General features: G+C 67.9%; 14 protein-coding genes. 9 read left to right on the top strand and 5 right to left on the bottom strand.

The window, feature by feature from the left end; all coding sequences use genetic code 11:
• Positions 1 to 59: 59 nt before the first annotated feature.
• Together D7T59_RS14575 and D7T59_RS14570 are read right to left on the bottom strand one after the other, a co-directional pair.
• Complete coding sequence (locus tag D7T59_RS14575; RefSeq protein ID WP_180851547.1) at positions 60 to 980, bottom strand: lytic transglycosylase domain-containing protein; 921 nt, start codon at positions 978 to 980, stop codon at positions 60 to 62.
• Positions 981 to 1,026: 46 nt separating this feature from the next.
• Positions 1,027 to 1,995, bottom strand: coding sequence for a helix-turn-helix transcriptional regulator (locus D7T59_RS14570; protein ID WP_180851546.1), 969 nt, complete (start codon positions 1,993 to 1,995; stop codon positions 1,027 to 1,029).
• Between the two features lie 80 nt (positions 1,996 to 2,075).
• Between D7T59_RS14570 and D7T59_RS14565 the strand changes: the two genes are divergently transcribed.
• Both D7T59_RS14565 and miaB read left to right on the top strand, forming a co-directional pair.
• Complete coding sequence (locus tag D7T59_RS14565) at positions 2,076 to 2,693, top strand: glutathione S-transferase family protein (protein ID WP_180851545.1); 618 nt, start codon at positions 2,076 to 2,078, stop codon at positions 2,691 to 2,693.
• A 192-nt stretch (positions 2,694 to 2,885) separates the two neighbouring features.
• Positions 2,886 to 4,304 (top strand): tRNA (N6-isopentenyl adenosine(37)-C2)-methylthiotransferase MiaB, encoded by a 1,419-nt coding sequence (gene miaB, locus D7T59_RS14560; RefSeq protein WP_049399909.1) that lies wholly within the window; start codon positions 2,886 to 2,888, stop codon positions 4,302 to 4,304.
• Positions 4,305 to 4,344: 40 nt separating this feature from the next.
• Here miaB and D7T59_RS14555 read toward each other — a convergent pair whose 3' ends face one another.
• From D7T59_RS14555 to D7T59_RS14545, 3 genes are read right to left on the bottom strand one after another with little or no spacing between them, the layout of a single operon-like run.
• Positions 4,345 to 5,457, bottom strand: a complete 1,113-nt coding sequence (locus tag D7T59_RS14555) for an ABC transporter permease (RefSeq protein WP_164136102.1) — start codon at positions 5,455 to 5,457, stop codon at positions 4,345 to 4,347.
• On the bottom strand, positions 5,454 to 6,377 hold the full coding sequence (locus D7T59_RS14550) for an ATP-binding cassette domain-containing protein (RefSeq protein WP_180851544.1): 924 nt from the start codon (positions 6,375 to 6,377) through the stop codon (positions 5,454 to 5,456). The genes D7T59_RS14555 and D7T59_RS14550 overlap by 4 nt, the downstream gene beginning before the upstream one ends.
• A gap of 20 nt (positions 6,378 to 6,397) precedes the next feature.
• Positions 6,398 to 7,354, bottom strand: a complete 957-nt coding sequence (locus D7T59_RS14545) for an HlyD family secretion protein (RefSeq protein ID WP_180851543.1) — start codon at positions 7,352 to 7,354, stop codon at positions 6,398 to 6,400.
• Positions 7,355 to 7,795: 441 nt separating this feature from the next.
• Between D7T59_RS14545 and D7T59_RS14540 the strand changes: the two genes are divergently transcribed.
• From D7T59_RS14540 to D7T59_RS14510, 7 genes are all read left to right on the top strand, one after another.
• Complete coding sequence (locus D7T59_RS14540; RefSeq protein ID WP_180851542.1) at positions 7,796 to 8,782, top strand: PhoH family protein; 987 nt, start codon at positions 7,796 to 7,798, stop codon at positions 8,780 to 8,782.
• Positions 8,779 to 9,264: an rRNA maturation RNase YbeY gene (gene ybeY, locus D7T59_RS14535; RefSeq protein ID WP_164136105.1), complete on the top strand. Its 486-nt coding sequence runs from the start codon at positions 8,779 to 8,781 to the stop codon at positions 9,262 to 9,264. Before D7T59_RS14540 ends, ybeY begins: the two co-directional genes overlap by 4 nt.
• 41 nt (positions 9,265 to 9,305) lie before the next feature.
• Positions 9,306 to 9,914, top strand: coding sequence for a hypothetical protein (locus D7T59_RS14530; RefSeq protein ID WP_180851541.1), 609 nt, complete (start codon positions 9,306 to 9,308; stop codon positions 9,912 to 9,914).
• Positions 9,914 to 10,501 (top strand): hypothetical protein, encoded by a 588-nt coding sequence (locus D7T59_RS14525; RefSeq protein WP_180851540.1) that lies wholly within the window; start codon positions 9,914 to 9,916, stop codon positions 10,499 to 10,501. Before D7T59_RS14530 ends, D7T59_RS14525 begins: the two co-directional genes overlap by 1 nt.
• 64 nt (positions 10,502 to 10,565) lie before the next feature.
• The gene (locus D7T59_RS14520) at positions 10,566 to 11,447 is read left to right on the top strand and encodes an HlyC/CorC family transporter (RefSeq protein WP_005408827.1); all 882 of its coding nucleotides are present in this window, start codon (positions 10,566 to 10,568) and stop codon (positions 11,445 to 11,447) included.
• Positions 11,444 to 12,694, top strand: a complete 1,251-nt coding sequence (locus D7T59_RS14515; protein ID WP_180851539.1) for a lipoprotein N-acyltransferase Lnb domain-containing protein — start codon at positions 11,444 to 11,446, stop codon at positions 12,692 to 12,694. The genes D7T59_RS14520 and D7T59_RS14515 overlap by 4 nt, the downstream gene beginning before the upstream one ends.
• 6 nt (positions 12,695 to 12,700) lie before the next feature.
• Complete coding sequence (locus D7T59_RS14510; RefSeq protein WP_049431296.1) at positions 12,701 to 13,723, top strand: magnesium and cobalt transport protein CorA; 1,023 nt, start codon at positions 12,701 to 12,703, stop codon at positions 13,721 to 13,723.
• The last annotated feature ends 110 nt before the right edge of the window (positions 13,724 to 13,833 follow it).

Below are 13,833 nucleotides of genomic sequence, written 5' to 3'. Positions count from 1 at the left end.
GCGTGCCGACTGGCAGTCGGCGCCTACCATTTAAAAGCGTGCCGACCAACAGTCGGCACCTACTGCTTGCTCAATTCCGTGCGGTAGCGGTCGGCCAGCTGGCCGACGCGGCGCACGTAGTACTGGGTTTCACTGTAGGGCGGCACGCCACCGTGGCGGTCGACCGCGCCCTCGCCTGCGTTGTAGCCGGCCGCGGCCAGGGTCAGGTCGCCATTGAAGCGCTTCAGCAACCACGCAAGATACTGCACGCCGCCGCGGATGTTCTGCCCGGCGTCGTAGGAATCGCTTACGCCGAACCGCGCGGCGGTCGGCGGCATCAGCTGCATCAGGCCCTGTGCACCGGCACGGCTGAGCGCGGTCGGGTTGTAGGCCGACTCGGCATGGATGATCGCGCGCACCACCGCCTCCTCCACGCCGAACTCGCGCGCAGCCGAAGTGATCTCGGCCTGGAAGGCCGAGGTGTTCAGCCGCACCGTGCCGAAGTCCACGCGCGGATTGACCCCGCAGGCGTAGCAGCGCTCGATGAAGCTGTAGCGGATGGTCCGCACCGGGCCAAGATTGGCCACCTGGGTTGGGCGCGCACTGGTGTAGTGCCGCACGCCGTCCTTCATGAAGGAATAGACCTGGCCACTGACCATGCGCCCGGCCCGCGWGGCCGTCGGCGCCGCGACGGGGGCTGCCGCAGCCGGCGTCGGTGCGGCCTGGGGCGGCGCCGCGGTGCTGGCCGCCACGGCGACCGGGTTGCGTTCGATGCTGGCGACAGTGGTCGGCGCAGGCTTCGGCGCAGCCACCACCGGGCGCGGTGCGGGGCGGGTGTCACGGCTGTAGCTGATGGTGCTGCAGCGCGCGCCGGCCACCCGCTTGCTGACATAACTGGTGACGCCGTCAGCGCCCTGGCACTTGTACAGGGTTCCAGCGCTGGCCGGCGCAGCGGTCAGCGCAGCGATGATGATCGCCGTTGTCCCCAGTATCCCCTTCATGGCGGCGAGTGTCCCAGCTTCGCCGGGGCTTGCCAAGCGATGTGGCTCAGCCTGTGACCGGCGGCACAGCCAGCAGCTGGCCGAGGCCCGCCAGGCGCTGCGCCAGTTCGTCTCGCAGGCCCGGCGGGGTGGTCCAGAGCGCCACAGGTATGCGGTCCAGGCTGAGAATCTGCGCCAGCATCATGCCGCGGCTCTCGGCGCCCATGCGCAGCAGGCAGTGGTCGGGGCCATCCGCTTCCAGTACTCCACACCACGGCGGGATGCGGCCTTCCAGTTCGGAATGGCTGCCGGCCAGGCGGAGGATGGCCTGCAGCGCGAACGGCGCCTGGCTGACGGCCTGCCGCACCATCACGTCCGGGGGCGCTGGCGTGCGACGATGCAGGCCCGGCTCGGTGCATTCGCGCACCGCGCCCATCCGGTCCACGCGCAGGGTGCGCCAGTCCTGGCGTCCCAGGTCCCAGGCCAGCAGGTACCAGCGCCGGCCATAGTTGACCAGGTGCTGGGCCTCGACCTGGCGCTGGGTGACCGCGTCCTGCGCGCTGCGGTACTCGAAGGCCAGCCGCGACGCCTGCCGGCAGTGCTGTGCCAGCCGCCCCAGCAGGCGCGCGTCGGTGGCGGGCAGATCCGACAGGGTGGCGGTGGCGGCATGCACCTCGCCGGCCTGCTGGCGACGGCGGGTGGGCACCAGCGGATCCAGCTTGGACAGCAGGCCACGCGCGGTGTCGTCGATGCCGGCAACGGTGGCCGAGGCCGCGCGCAGGGCGATGGCCAGGGTGGTCGCTTCTTCTTCGTCCAGCAGCATCGGCAGTACCGGTGCACCCGCCCCCAGCTGGTAACCGCCCCCTACCCCGGCCGACGCCTGCACCGGATAGCCCAGTTCGCGCAGTCGCTCGATATCGCGGCGGATGCTGCGCCGGTCCACACCCATGCGCTCGGCCAGCTCGGCCCCCGACCACTGGCGGCGGGCCTGCAGCAGGGCGATCAGGCGCAGCAGTCGGTGGGCGGTGTGGCGCATGAAGGATCGAGGACAGAAGTCGTCCGCAATAGTGCCCCAGGATGGCCTCCAGTTCACCACCCATCGCAAGGAGCAATGCCATGACCTCACGCCAGATCACCCTGTACCACGCCCGTTCACGCTCGAGCGGCGCCGTGGCCCTGCTCGAAGCGCTGGGCGCCGACTACCACATGCAGGTGCTGGACCTGAAGGCCGGCGCCAACCTGGCCCCGGCCTACCTGGCCATCAACCCGATGGGCAAGGTGCCGGCCATCGTCCACAACGGCGCGCTGGTGACCGAGCAGGTGGCGATCTATCTGTACCTGGCCGACCTGTACCCGGAAGCGGGGCTGGCACCGCCGATCGGCGACGCCCTGCGCGGCCCCTACCTGCGCTGGATGGCCTTCTACGGCGCCTGCTTCGAGCCGGCGATGATCGACAAGGCGATGCACCGCGAGCCGCCGCCGCGCCTGATGTCGCCGTACAACGACGCCGAGACCGTGCTGCAGGTGATCGAGGCCCAGCTGGCGCAGGGACCGTACCTGCTGGGCGAGACGATGAGCGCCGCCGACGTGCTGTGGGGCAATGCGCTGGCCTGGACCACGGCCTTCGGCCTGGTGCAGCCTGCTCCGGCCACGGCTGACTACATTGCACGGATAAGCGCGATGACCGCCTTCGACCGTTCGCGGCAGATCGATGCGGAGCTGGCGGCGGCGTAAGCAGCGCCCCCTTGTAGAGCCGAGCCCACGCTCGGCTTGGGTTTCAGTAGAGCCAGGCCATGCCTGGCTGCCATCCAGGTGATGGAGGAGCAGCCGAGCCGAGCGTAGGCTCGGCTCTACACGGGCGCGGCGGCTGGCGCGGGATGCGGGTAGAATTGCCCGCTTTCCCGCCACCCGAATGGATTAAGCGCCATGACCGGGACGCCAGACGTCTTTCCGCCCGCCACGCCGGGCGGTACCCCGCTCGTTGCCCTGCCCGCCGGTCCGCGCAAGCCCGACCAGGTGAAAGGCAAGCTGTACATCAAGACCCACGGTTGCCAGATGAACGAGTACGACTCGGCCAAGATGGCCGACGTGCTTGCCGCCAGCGATGGCCTGGAACTTACCGACAGCCCGGACGACGCCGACGTCATCCTGGTCAACACCTGCTCCATCCGCGAAAAAGCGCAGGAGAAGGTGTTCAGCCAGCTGGGCGTGTGGAAGGGCCTGAAGAACAAGGGCCGCGAGGTCATCATCGGCGTGGGCGGCTGCGTCGCCTCGCAGGAAGGCGAAGCGATCATCAAGCGCGCGCCGTTCGTGGACCTGGTGTTCGGCCCGCAGACCCTGCACCGCCTGCCGGAACTGATCCGTGCACGTCGCGAGCAGAAGCGCCCGCAGGTGGACATCAGCTTCCCCGAGATCGAGAAGTTCGACCGCCTGCCCGAGCCGCGCGCCGAAGGCGCCTCGGCGTTCGTGTCGATCATGGAAGGGTGTTCCAAGTACTGCTCGTTCTGCGTGGTGCCCTACACCCGCGGCACCGAAGTCAGCCGTCCGTTCGAGGACGTGGTGGTGGAAGTGGCGCAGCTGGCCGCGCAGGGCGTGCGCGAGATCAACCTGCTTGGCCAGAACGTCAACGCCTATCGCGGCCCGTATGGCGACGGCGAATTCGCCGACCTCGGCCTGCTGATCCGCACCATCGCCGAGATCGACGGCGTCGGCCGCATCCGCTTCACCACCTCGCACCCGCTGGAGTTCAGCGATTCGCTGATCGATGCGTTCCGCGACGTGCCGCAGCTGGCCAACTTCCTGCACCTGCCGGTGCAGGCCGGCAGCGACCGCGTGCTGTCGGCGATGAAGCGCGGCTACACCGCGCTGGAATTCAAGTCGAAGATCCGCAAGCTGCGCGCGGTGCGCCCGGACATCTCGATCAGCTCGGACTTCATCGTTGGCTTCCCCGGCGAGACCGATGCCGATTTCGAGAAGACCATGAAGCTGATCGAGGACATCGGCTTCGACCACAGCTTCTCCTTCATCTATTCGCGCCGCCCGGGCACCCCGGCGGCCGACCTGGAGGACACGATCAGCGATGCGGAGAAGCACGCGCGCCTGTCGCGCCTGCAGGAACGCATCAATGCGCACGCCGCCGGCATCTCCGAGAAGATGGTCGGCACCGTGCAGACCGTGCTGGTGGAAGGCCCCTCGCGCAAGAACCCGAACGAGCTGACCGGCAAGACCGAGAACATGCGTTCGGTGAATTTCCCGGCGCCGGCGCGCCTGATCGGCCAGTTCGTAGACGTGGTGATCACCGAAGCGCTGACCAATTCGCTGCGCGCGCGGGTGGTGGCGGAATAAGGTTTGCCGGCCAGCGGCCGGCACTATCGAATGGCATTTCCTAATCCAGGCGCTTGCGGAAGCGCAGGATCGCCAGCGTCATCATCACCACGATGAAGGCCAGCAGTGCCAGTGCATCGTGCCATAGCTCCCACAGCGAGGCGCCGCGCAGCATGATGCCGCGCACCAGGCGCAGGAAGTGGGTCAGCGGCAGTACTTCGGCCAGCCACTGCACCGGCCGCGGCATTCCGGCGAACGGGAACATGAAGCCCGACAGCAGGATCGACGGCAGGAACAGGAACAGCGTCATCTGCATGGCCTGGAACTGCGAGCGCGCGCGCGTGGAGATCAACAGGCCCAGTGCCAGGTTGGCCAGCACCAGCAGTACCGCGGCCAGGTAGATATCGAGCAGGCTGCCGCGGATCGGCACCTGGAACAGCCAGGTGCCCAGCACCAGCACCAGCGTGGTCTGCAGCAGGCCGATGGCTGCGTAGGGCAGCACCTTGCCCACCATCAGTTCGCTGCGCGACACCGGCGTGGCGATCAGCAGTTCCATGTTGCCGCGCTCGCGTTCGCGCACCACCGCCACTGCCGTGAACATCACCAGGGTCATGGTCAGGATCACCCCGATCAGGCCCGGCACGATGTTCACCGCCGAGCGCCGCTGGGGGTTGTAGAAGCTGGTCACGCTGACCTGGCCACTGGCGATGCTGCCTTCGCGCAGCGGCCGCGTGTTGCTGGTCGGGCGCGTATCCAGCGGCACCTGGGCCAGCTGTATCGCCGCGCTCTGCACCACGGTGTCACTGCCATCGACCAGCACCTGTACCGCCTCGCGTCCATCGAAACGGCGACGCTCGAAATCGGCAGGCACCACGATGCCAACGCTGACCTCGCCACGACGCAGCGCCTGCATCAGCTGGTCAGGCGCATAGGCTTCACTGCGCGGCGTGATCACCCCCGTGGCGACCATGTCCTGCACCAGCGCGCGCGAGGCCGCACTGTTGGCCTGGTCGGCGATACCGGCATCGAGGTGGCGCAGGTTGAGGTTGATCGCATAGCCGAACAGCAGCAGCTGCATCACCGGAATGCCGACGATCATCGCCAGCGTGATGCGGTCGCGGCGCAGCTGGCGCAGCTCCTTGAGCATGATCGCCCACAGCCGGCGCAGGTTCATGCCGCCGGCTCCCTGCCACGGCCACGGGTGGCGGCTACGAACACGTCTTCCAGGTTCGGGGCCACCGCGTCGATGCGGGCCTGCGGATCGGCAGCGGCCAACGCATGCTGCAACGTGGCCATGTCAGCCGCGTCTTCACTGCACAGTACGCGCAGCTGCGTGCCGATCTGCGCCACGCTCAGCACGCCAGGCAGTTCGGCCAGCGCGCGGCTGGCCTGGCGCGGCTGCGAGGACGTCACCTGCAACGTGCGCCCTTGCAGCCGGGCACACAGTTCGGCCGGCGTGCCATCGGCCACCAGCGCGCCACGATCAAGAATCGCCAGCCGGTGGCAGCGCTCGGCCTCATCCATGTAGTGGGTCGAGACCAGCACGGTGGTGCCCGCATCGGCCAGTTCGAACAGGGCCTCCCAGAAATCGCGGCGCGATTCCGGATCGACCGCGCTGGTCGGCTCGTCCAGGAACAGCAGCTCCGGGGCGTGCACGACGGCACCGGCCAACGCCAGGCGTTGCTTCTGCCCACCACTGAGCGTGCCCGCCAGCTGCGGCTGCCGATCCTGCAGCCGGTACTGCTGCAGCAGTGCATCGACGCGCTGCCGCGCCTGTGCGCGGGGCAGGTCCTGGATGGCGGCGAGGAACTCCAGGTTCTCGCGCACCGAGAGGTCTTCGTACAACGAGAAGCGCTGGGTCATGTAGCCGATGCGCCGGCGCAGCGCCTCGGCCTGTTCCGGCACGGCCAGGCCGAGCACCTCGATCTGGCCGGCGCTCGGTTCCAGCAGACCGCACAGCATGCGGATGGTGGTCGACTTGCCCGACCCGTTCGGGCCCAGGAAGCCATATACCTGTCCGCGCGGCACGGTCAGGTCGACGTTGTCCACGGCCAGCAGGTCGCCAAAGCGGCGGGTCAGGCCCTGCGCATGCACCGCAATGTCGTTGCCGGTGTTCAGAAGCGCACCTGCACCGGCATTCCGGCCGGCAGCTTCTGCATGTCGGCGACGTCGTCCACTTCAATCTCGGCGAGGTAGCTCAGGCGTGCGACGTCGTCACCGGTCAGTGCGTAGTACGGGGTAAATGAAGGCTCGCTGCGGATCGAGCGCACATGCCCCTTCAACGCAGTGCCTTGCCCTTCCAGATGCACCTGCGCGGCCTGCCCGACCTTGACCTGCAACCGCAATGGCTGCGGCAGGTAGACGCGCGCATAGGGGCGCTCTCCAACCAGCATCACCGCCAGCGGCGCCCCGATCGGCGCCTGGTCACCCTGCCGGTAGGGCAAGGCGTCGACCACACCGTCGCGCGGTGCGCGCAACTGCAGCTTCTGCAGGTTGACGCCCTGCACCACCTGCTGCGCCTGCGCGGCGTCAGCCGCGGCCTGGCCCTGGGCGATGTCCTGCGCCCGGCTGCCATGCACCAGCTCCAGCCAGGCCTGTTCGGCGGCACGCACGCTGGCTTCGGCATTGCCAGCCGCAGCCCGTGCGCGGTCCAGCTCGGCGGCGGCGATCAGGCGCTGGCGTGCCAGCGGTTGCACCCGGCGGTAGTAGGCACTGGCTTCGGCAGACTGCGCCCGTAACGCGGCCAGCTGTGCCTGGGCCTGTGCGATCTGTTCCTGGCGCGGCCCGATCTTCAGCTCTTCCAGCTGTGCCTGCGCCCGCACCGTGTCGGCCTGGGCGGCGGCAAACTGCGCATCGCCGCGCGCTGGGTCGAGCTGCATCAGCATGGCACCGGCCTTGACCTGTTGGCCCTCGCGCACATCCACCGTAGCGATCACCTCGGCCGCCGGCGCCGGCACCGTGATCCGGTCCCACTCCAGTGTCCCCAGTGCAACCGGAGGTGTCTGGCCACAGCCTGCCAGCAGGGCAAGGCCTGTCAGTCCGATCCCACGTGTCCAGCTACCGGTGTCCATGCCATCCCCTCCTGCGACGGCGCCACGGTGCCATGCGCCCCGTGCACCCACAATGATTGCAATCAGCCATGGTGGTTTTTTCACCGCCGGCTGCCGCGCCTTTCAGCGCAGGGCTCGGCGCCACCTATCCACAGCTTGGTTCAGCATCATTCCACAGCCGGTGTGGAAAACCGGCAGGAGGTGGCCGTGTTGGGTGCCTGGCAGCGGAACATGCGCCGCCGTCACATGGGCCGGCCGGCCGTGACGGTTTTTTCACCACCACCTCATGGGCCTTGTGGCACAAGCACTGCGAGGGCCTATCCACAGGTTTTCGCGCACCCCGTCCACACCGGGTGTGGAAAACCGCGTATCGGCCCGCTGCTGGCCGCGCGCCCCATGCGCGCGCTACCCTTGTGTCCCCTGAATACACTGCGGTGGAAGGCGTCCGCCCCACCCGAAGCAATGAAAAGCATCCAGCATCGAGACTTCACCCTGTCGCCGGAAGACAACGAACGGCTGGCCAACCTGTGTGGCCCGTTCGACGGCCATCTGCGGCAGATCGAACTGAAACTCGGCGTGGAAATCGCCAACCGAGGCTTCGTGTTCCGCATCAGCGGGCCGAACGAGGCCATCGTCGAGGCGCAGAAGCTGGTCGAGGCCCTGTACGCCGAGACCACCGAGACCACGTTCGACAACCACGCCATCCACCTGCGCCTGGCGCAGGCCAATGTCGAGCAGATCGCCGAGCGCTCCTACGAAGCACAGGAGGTGGCGATCAAGGTCAAGCGCGGCACGGTACGCGGGCGCGGTGCCAACCAGGCCCGCTACCTGCACCAGATCGCTACCCACGACATCAACTTCGGCATCGGGCCGGCCGGCACCGGCAAGACCTTCCTGGCCGTGGCCAGCGCGGTCGAAGCACTGAACGAATCGCGGGTGCAGCGGCTGATCCTGGTCCGCCCCGCGGTGGAAGCCGGCGAGAAGCTGGGCTTCCTGCCCGGCGACCTGAGCCAGAAGGTCGATCCCTACCTGCGACCGCTGTACGACGCCCTGTACGAGATGATGGGCGTGGAGAAGGTGGTCAAGCTGCTGGAAAGGAACGTCATCGAGATCGCGCCGCTGGCCTATATGCGCGGGCGCACGCTGAACGATGCGTTCGTGATCCTGGACGAAGCACAGAACACCACCATCGAGCAGATGAAGATGTTCCTGACCCGCCTGGGCTACGGCTCCACTGCGGTGGTCACCGGTGACCTGACCCAGACCGACCTGCCCAAGCACGTGAAGTCGGGCCTGCGCGATGCCATCGATGTGCTGCGCGACGTGGAGGGTGTCAGCTTCACCTTCTTCGAATCCCGCGACGTGGTCCGCCACCCGCTGGTCGCGCGCATCGTCAGCGCCTATGACCGCCGCGACCTGCATCAGATCCAACCTGGAGCAACTCCATGACTCGTGGTCCCGTGCGACTGGACGTCGCCGTCAGTTATGCCCTGCCGCGTGCCGGCCTGCCGGCGGCAGTAAGCTTCCGCAAGTGGGTGGCCGCCGCGCTGAAGGGCCGCATCCGCGAGGCCGACCTGGCCATCCGCGTGGTCGACTCCAAGGAAGGCCAGTCGTTGAACCGCCACTACCGTGGCAAGGACTACGCCACCAATGTACTGAGCTTTCCCGCCGAAGTGCCCGAAGGCCTGCCCAAGGGCGTCAAGTTCCCGCTGCTGGGCGATCTGGTGATCTGTGCACCGGTCGTGGCCCGTGAGGCGGACGAACAGGGCAAGGCGCTCAACGCCCACTACGCGCACCTGACCGTGCACGGCGTGCTGCACCTGCTCGGCTGGGACCACGAGGACGACAAGGAAGCCGAGGCGATGGAACAGCTCGAACGTGACATCCTGGCCGAGCTCGGCATCGCCGATCCCTACGCCGGCGAGCGCTGAGCGGGCGGCGGACGGTTGCCGCGATCACAGGAGGAACACGGATGACCCCGGAAGCAAGCCCGGACCCGTTCATGATCGGCGTCGCTGTAATCGCCGCTCTGTTGTTGCTAGGCGCCTACGCCGTGCGCTGGATCAGCGCCCGCGACCCCAGCGGCAGGCATTGGCTGCTGCGCAGCCTGGGTGTGCTGTCGCCGGCCTGCCTGCTGACCGGCGCGGCGATCGGCTTGATCGGCCCGCATCTCAACGGCGAACGGGAACCGGCCCATCTCCCCGAGCTGTGGGGGGCGTCGATGATCCTGGTACTGCTGGGCGCACTGACCCTGCCAGTGCTGTGGCGGATGCTGCTGCATCGACGCCTGGGCCGGCCAGTCAACGCGTTGCCGTTCTTCCATGCCAGCCGTAGCTCGCTGCTGGTCCTGTTCGTGCTGGCCCTGATCTACCTGAAAGCAAGCGGGAAGGCGATGGAGGAGCTGATGCCCTGGCTGACCCGGCCGGGCCTGTGGCCGGCGGGGGTGCGTGCCGCGTTGCACGTGATGCAGATCGTCATGGTGTCGGTCGTGCTCACCCTGTCACTGATGGTCGTGCGATCCCTGATGATCGCATTCGCCCGCCGTCTCGTCGCCCCGTTCAGGCGTACGCCGGAGCTATGATGGCGGCCCTCCGCCTGCGGAAACCGCTCGTGTCACTGCGCTGCTGCCTGCCCCTGCTGTGTGCCCTTGCGGCCCAGCCTGCCTTCGCCTCCAGTCTGGATCTCCCGGCCCTGATCGAATGCCGCCAGGGCGTGGCCGAGCAGGCCGCGCTGGCGCCGTTGCTGTCCGACCCGCTGAAGGCCGTGGCCCAGGGCCTGCAGCCGCTGCCGCAGGGCAACCAGTTCATGAGCGAGTACCGGTTGGCCCAGCCGATCAGCGTGTTCGGCATCAGCACCGAGCGGGTGGCGGTGGCCGGCGCCAGCGTCATGGCCGTCCTCGACCAGGCCGACCCACGGCCGCTGGCCAAGCGCCTGGAGCTGGAGACGGGCTACGACCAGGACGGCAAGTTCATGGCCGGCCGCGAGGTGGTCAGCCGCGATGTGACCGACGCGAGGACCGGCGAGGCCCAGATCGAGTCGATCATCCTCAGCGTCTCCACCGTGGCCTCCCACCCCGGCAAGACCCTGGCCGGCTGCACCTACAGCCTGGATCTGCCCGAGGAAGCGGCAGCCCCGGGCTCCGCTGCCCCGGCCACCGGCAGTCACTGACAGGCCGCCACATCCTGCTAGACTTGGGCCAACGCCCGGCCTGCCGGGTGCCTTTTTTCCAGAGATGTCAGAAGACGACAGTAGTAGCTCCCCTGCGGAGCACAGTGAAAAGAAGCGCGGCTGGCTTGAACGCCTGACCTCCGCCTTCTCCGGCGAACCCCATACCCGCGACGAGCTGGTCGCTGTCCTGCACACCGCGCAGGAAGAGGGTCTGATCGCCGCCGATACCCTGAAGATGATGGAAGGCGCCATTTCGGTGGCCGAGCTGACCGTGGGCGACGTGATGATCTCGCGTTCGCAGATGGTCTCGCTGCCGGTCGAAGCGCCCTTCCTGGAACTGATGAAGCAGGTGGTCGAATCCGGCCATTCGCGCTTCCCGGTGCACGGCGAGAACAAGGACGACATCCTCGGCATCCTGCTGGCCAAGGACCTGCTGCGCGGCGTGGTTGCCGACAACGGTCCGGCCAACGTGCGTGAGCTGCTGCGCCCGGCGGTGCTGATCCCGGAGGCGAAGAAGCTCAACGTGCTGCTGAAGGAGTTCCGCCTGTCGCGCAACCACATGGCCATCGTGGTGGACGAGTACGGCGGTGTCGCCGGCCTGGTCACCATCGAGGACGTGCTGGAACAGATCGTCGGCGAGATCGACGACGAGCACGACGAGGCCGAGGATCCTTCCGCGCAGATCGCGATCCAGTCCGACGGCCAGTACGTGGTCGACGCACTGACCCCGATCGGCGACTTCAACGAACGCTTCGGTGCCACCTTCTCCGACGAGGACTACGACACCATCGGCGGCCTGGTCACCGAGGCCGTGGGCCACCTGCCGGAAGTCGGTGACGAACTGGCGCTGGACCGCTTCATGTTCCGCGTGGCCCGCGCCGATGCGCGCCGGGTGCAGGCCTTCCACGTGACCGTGCTGCCGCCGGACGCGCAGGACGACGCTTGAAGCGCCGCGGCCTGATCCTGACGCTGTGGCTGGCACTGTGCGTGCTGGCCATGGCCCTGCCGCTGGCCGCGTTCGCGCAGCCGGCGGCGGCCACGCCTGCTGCGCCCATCGCAAGCGCCGAGTCCCCTGCGCCTCGCATCGGTGTGGTCACCATGCAACCAGGCACGGTGTTCTTCGAGCGATTCGGCCATGACGCCATCGTCGTGGTCGATCCGCTCAGCGGTGAAGCGACCTCGTACAACTTCGGCTACTTTGATCCGTCCGAAGACGATTTCATCAGCCGCTTCGCACGCGGCGACATGATGTATTACCTGGTGGCGCTGCCGCTGCAGCAGGATCTGTCCTACTACGACGAGACCGGCCGTGGCGCCAGCGTGCAGTGGCTGGACCTGCGCCCGGACCAGGCACGCGCGCTGGCGGCCGACCTGGCCGAGCGGGCCAAGCCGGAAAACGCGCGTTACCACTACGACTACTACACCGCCAACTGCGCCACGATGGTGCGCGACACCGTGGACAAGGCACTGGGTGGTGGCCTGCAGTCGCAGCTGGCCGGTCGCTCGCGCGGCAACACCTACCGCAGCGAATCGGTGCGCCTGGCCTCGCCGGCCCCTTGGATGTGGCTGGGCTTCGACGTCGGCCTGGGGCCGTTCGCCGACCAGCCACTGTCGCGCTGGCAGGAGGCGTTCGTGCCGATGCGCCTGGCCGATGCCCTGCGCCAGGCGCGCAACAGCGATGGCCGGCCGCTGGTGCAGTCCGAACAGGAACTGCTGCCGCACCGCATCGCCCCGGAGCCGAAGGAGTTCGCGCGCCGCTGGTGGCCGTGGCTGCTGTGCGGCCTGGTGATCGCCGCCGGCGTGCTGGCGCTGCGCCGCCGTCCGCGCCTGCTGGCCGGTCTTGCCCTGCCGTTCTGGCTGCTGTGTGCCCTGTTCGGCGGCGTTCTGGTGTTCCTGTGGGGCTTCAGCATCCACTACGCCGCGTGGGCCAACCGCAACCTGCTGCTGCTTTCGCCGCTGGCCGTGCTGCTGCTGCCGGGTGCGATCGCGCTGCTGCGCCGGCGCGTGCCGGGCCGCATGTTCAGGGGGGTGCTGTGGCTGCTGGCAGTACAGGCCGTGGCCGCGCTGGTGCTGCACTGGCTGAGCCTGCAGGCACAGTACAACGTGCAGTGGATCGTGCTGCTGCTGCCGGTCCACGTCGCCCTGGCGTGGGTGCTGGCGCGTCGTCCTCACTTGTCCGAAACACGGCCCTGACGCACGATGGCGGGCATGTCATTGCCCGCCTCCGCTTCCGCCCCCGCTTCGGCCAACCCTACCTGCGTCATCAACTGCGTCCACTACGATGACGAGGGCAAGCGCCACGACATCAGCCTGGACGCCATCAGCGATGTCATTGCCAGCGGCAACGGCTTCGTCTGGGTCGGGCTGTACGACCCCAACGAAGACGTGCTGCTGAAACTGCAGGAAGAATTCTGCCTGCACGACCTGGCCATCGAGGATGCGCGCAATGCGCACCAGCGGCCCAAGGTCGAGACCTACGGCAATTCGCTGTTCGTGGTGGTGACCACCGCGCAGATGGTCGACGAACGCATCCAGTATGGCGAAACCCATGCCTTCCTCGGCCCGCGCTTCCTGGTGACGGTGCGCCACGGTGCCTCGTTGTCCTACGCCCCGGTGCGCGCACGCGTGGAGCGCGAGCCGCAGCTGCTGAAGATGGGCCCGTCGTACTGCCTGTACGCGGTGACCGACTTCGTGGTCGACAACTACCTGCCCATCGTGCACCGCTTCCGCGACACCCTGGACCTGCTGGAAAAGGACATCTTCGCCGACACCTACAAGCGCAGCACGGTGGTACGGCTGTACGAGCTCAAGCGCGAACTGAACAAGATGCGCATGGCGGTGGCACCGCTGCAGGATGTGCTGGCCCAGATCCGCCGCTACCAGGGCGATCTGATTCCCGACGAAGTGAAGCTGTACGTGCGTGATGTGCATGACCATGCGGTGCGCATCAGCGATGTGATCGACACCCTGCGCGAGATGCTGGGCACCGCGCTGAGCGTGAACCTGTCGCTGGTGACACTGGCGCAGGGCGAGACGGTCAAGCGCCTGGGTGCCTGGGCCGCGCTGCTGGCCGCGCCGACGCTGATCACCAGCTGGTACGGCATGAACTTCAGCCACATGCCGGAACTGAGTGAGCCGTGGTCGTACCCCCTGATGATCGTTGGCGTGGGCGGCGTGTGCGTGGGCTTGTACCGGTTGTTCAAGCGCGCGAAGTGGTTGTGAGGGGTATCGACCCACGGTCGATACCCACCGGCCCCCGGTAGGCCACGACCGTTGGTCGTGGCACATGACCCGCCTTGGGTAGTGCCGGCCGCTGGCCGGCAACCAGGCAA

The organism is Stenotrophomonas maltophilia (assembly GCF_013464915.1).
Lineage (GTDB): Bacteria > Pseudomonadota > Gammaproteobacteria > Xanthomonadales > Xanthomonadaceae > Stenotrophomonas > Stenotrophomonas maltophilia_AT.
The sequence above is the reverse complement of the archived record's forward strand: the minus strand, read 5'-3'. Positions and strand labels throughout refer to the sequence as shown.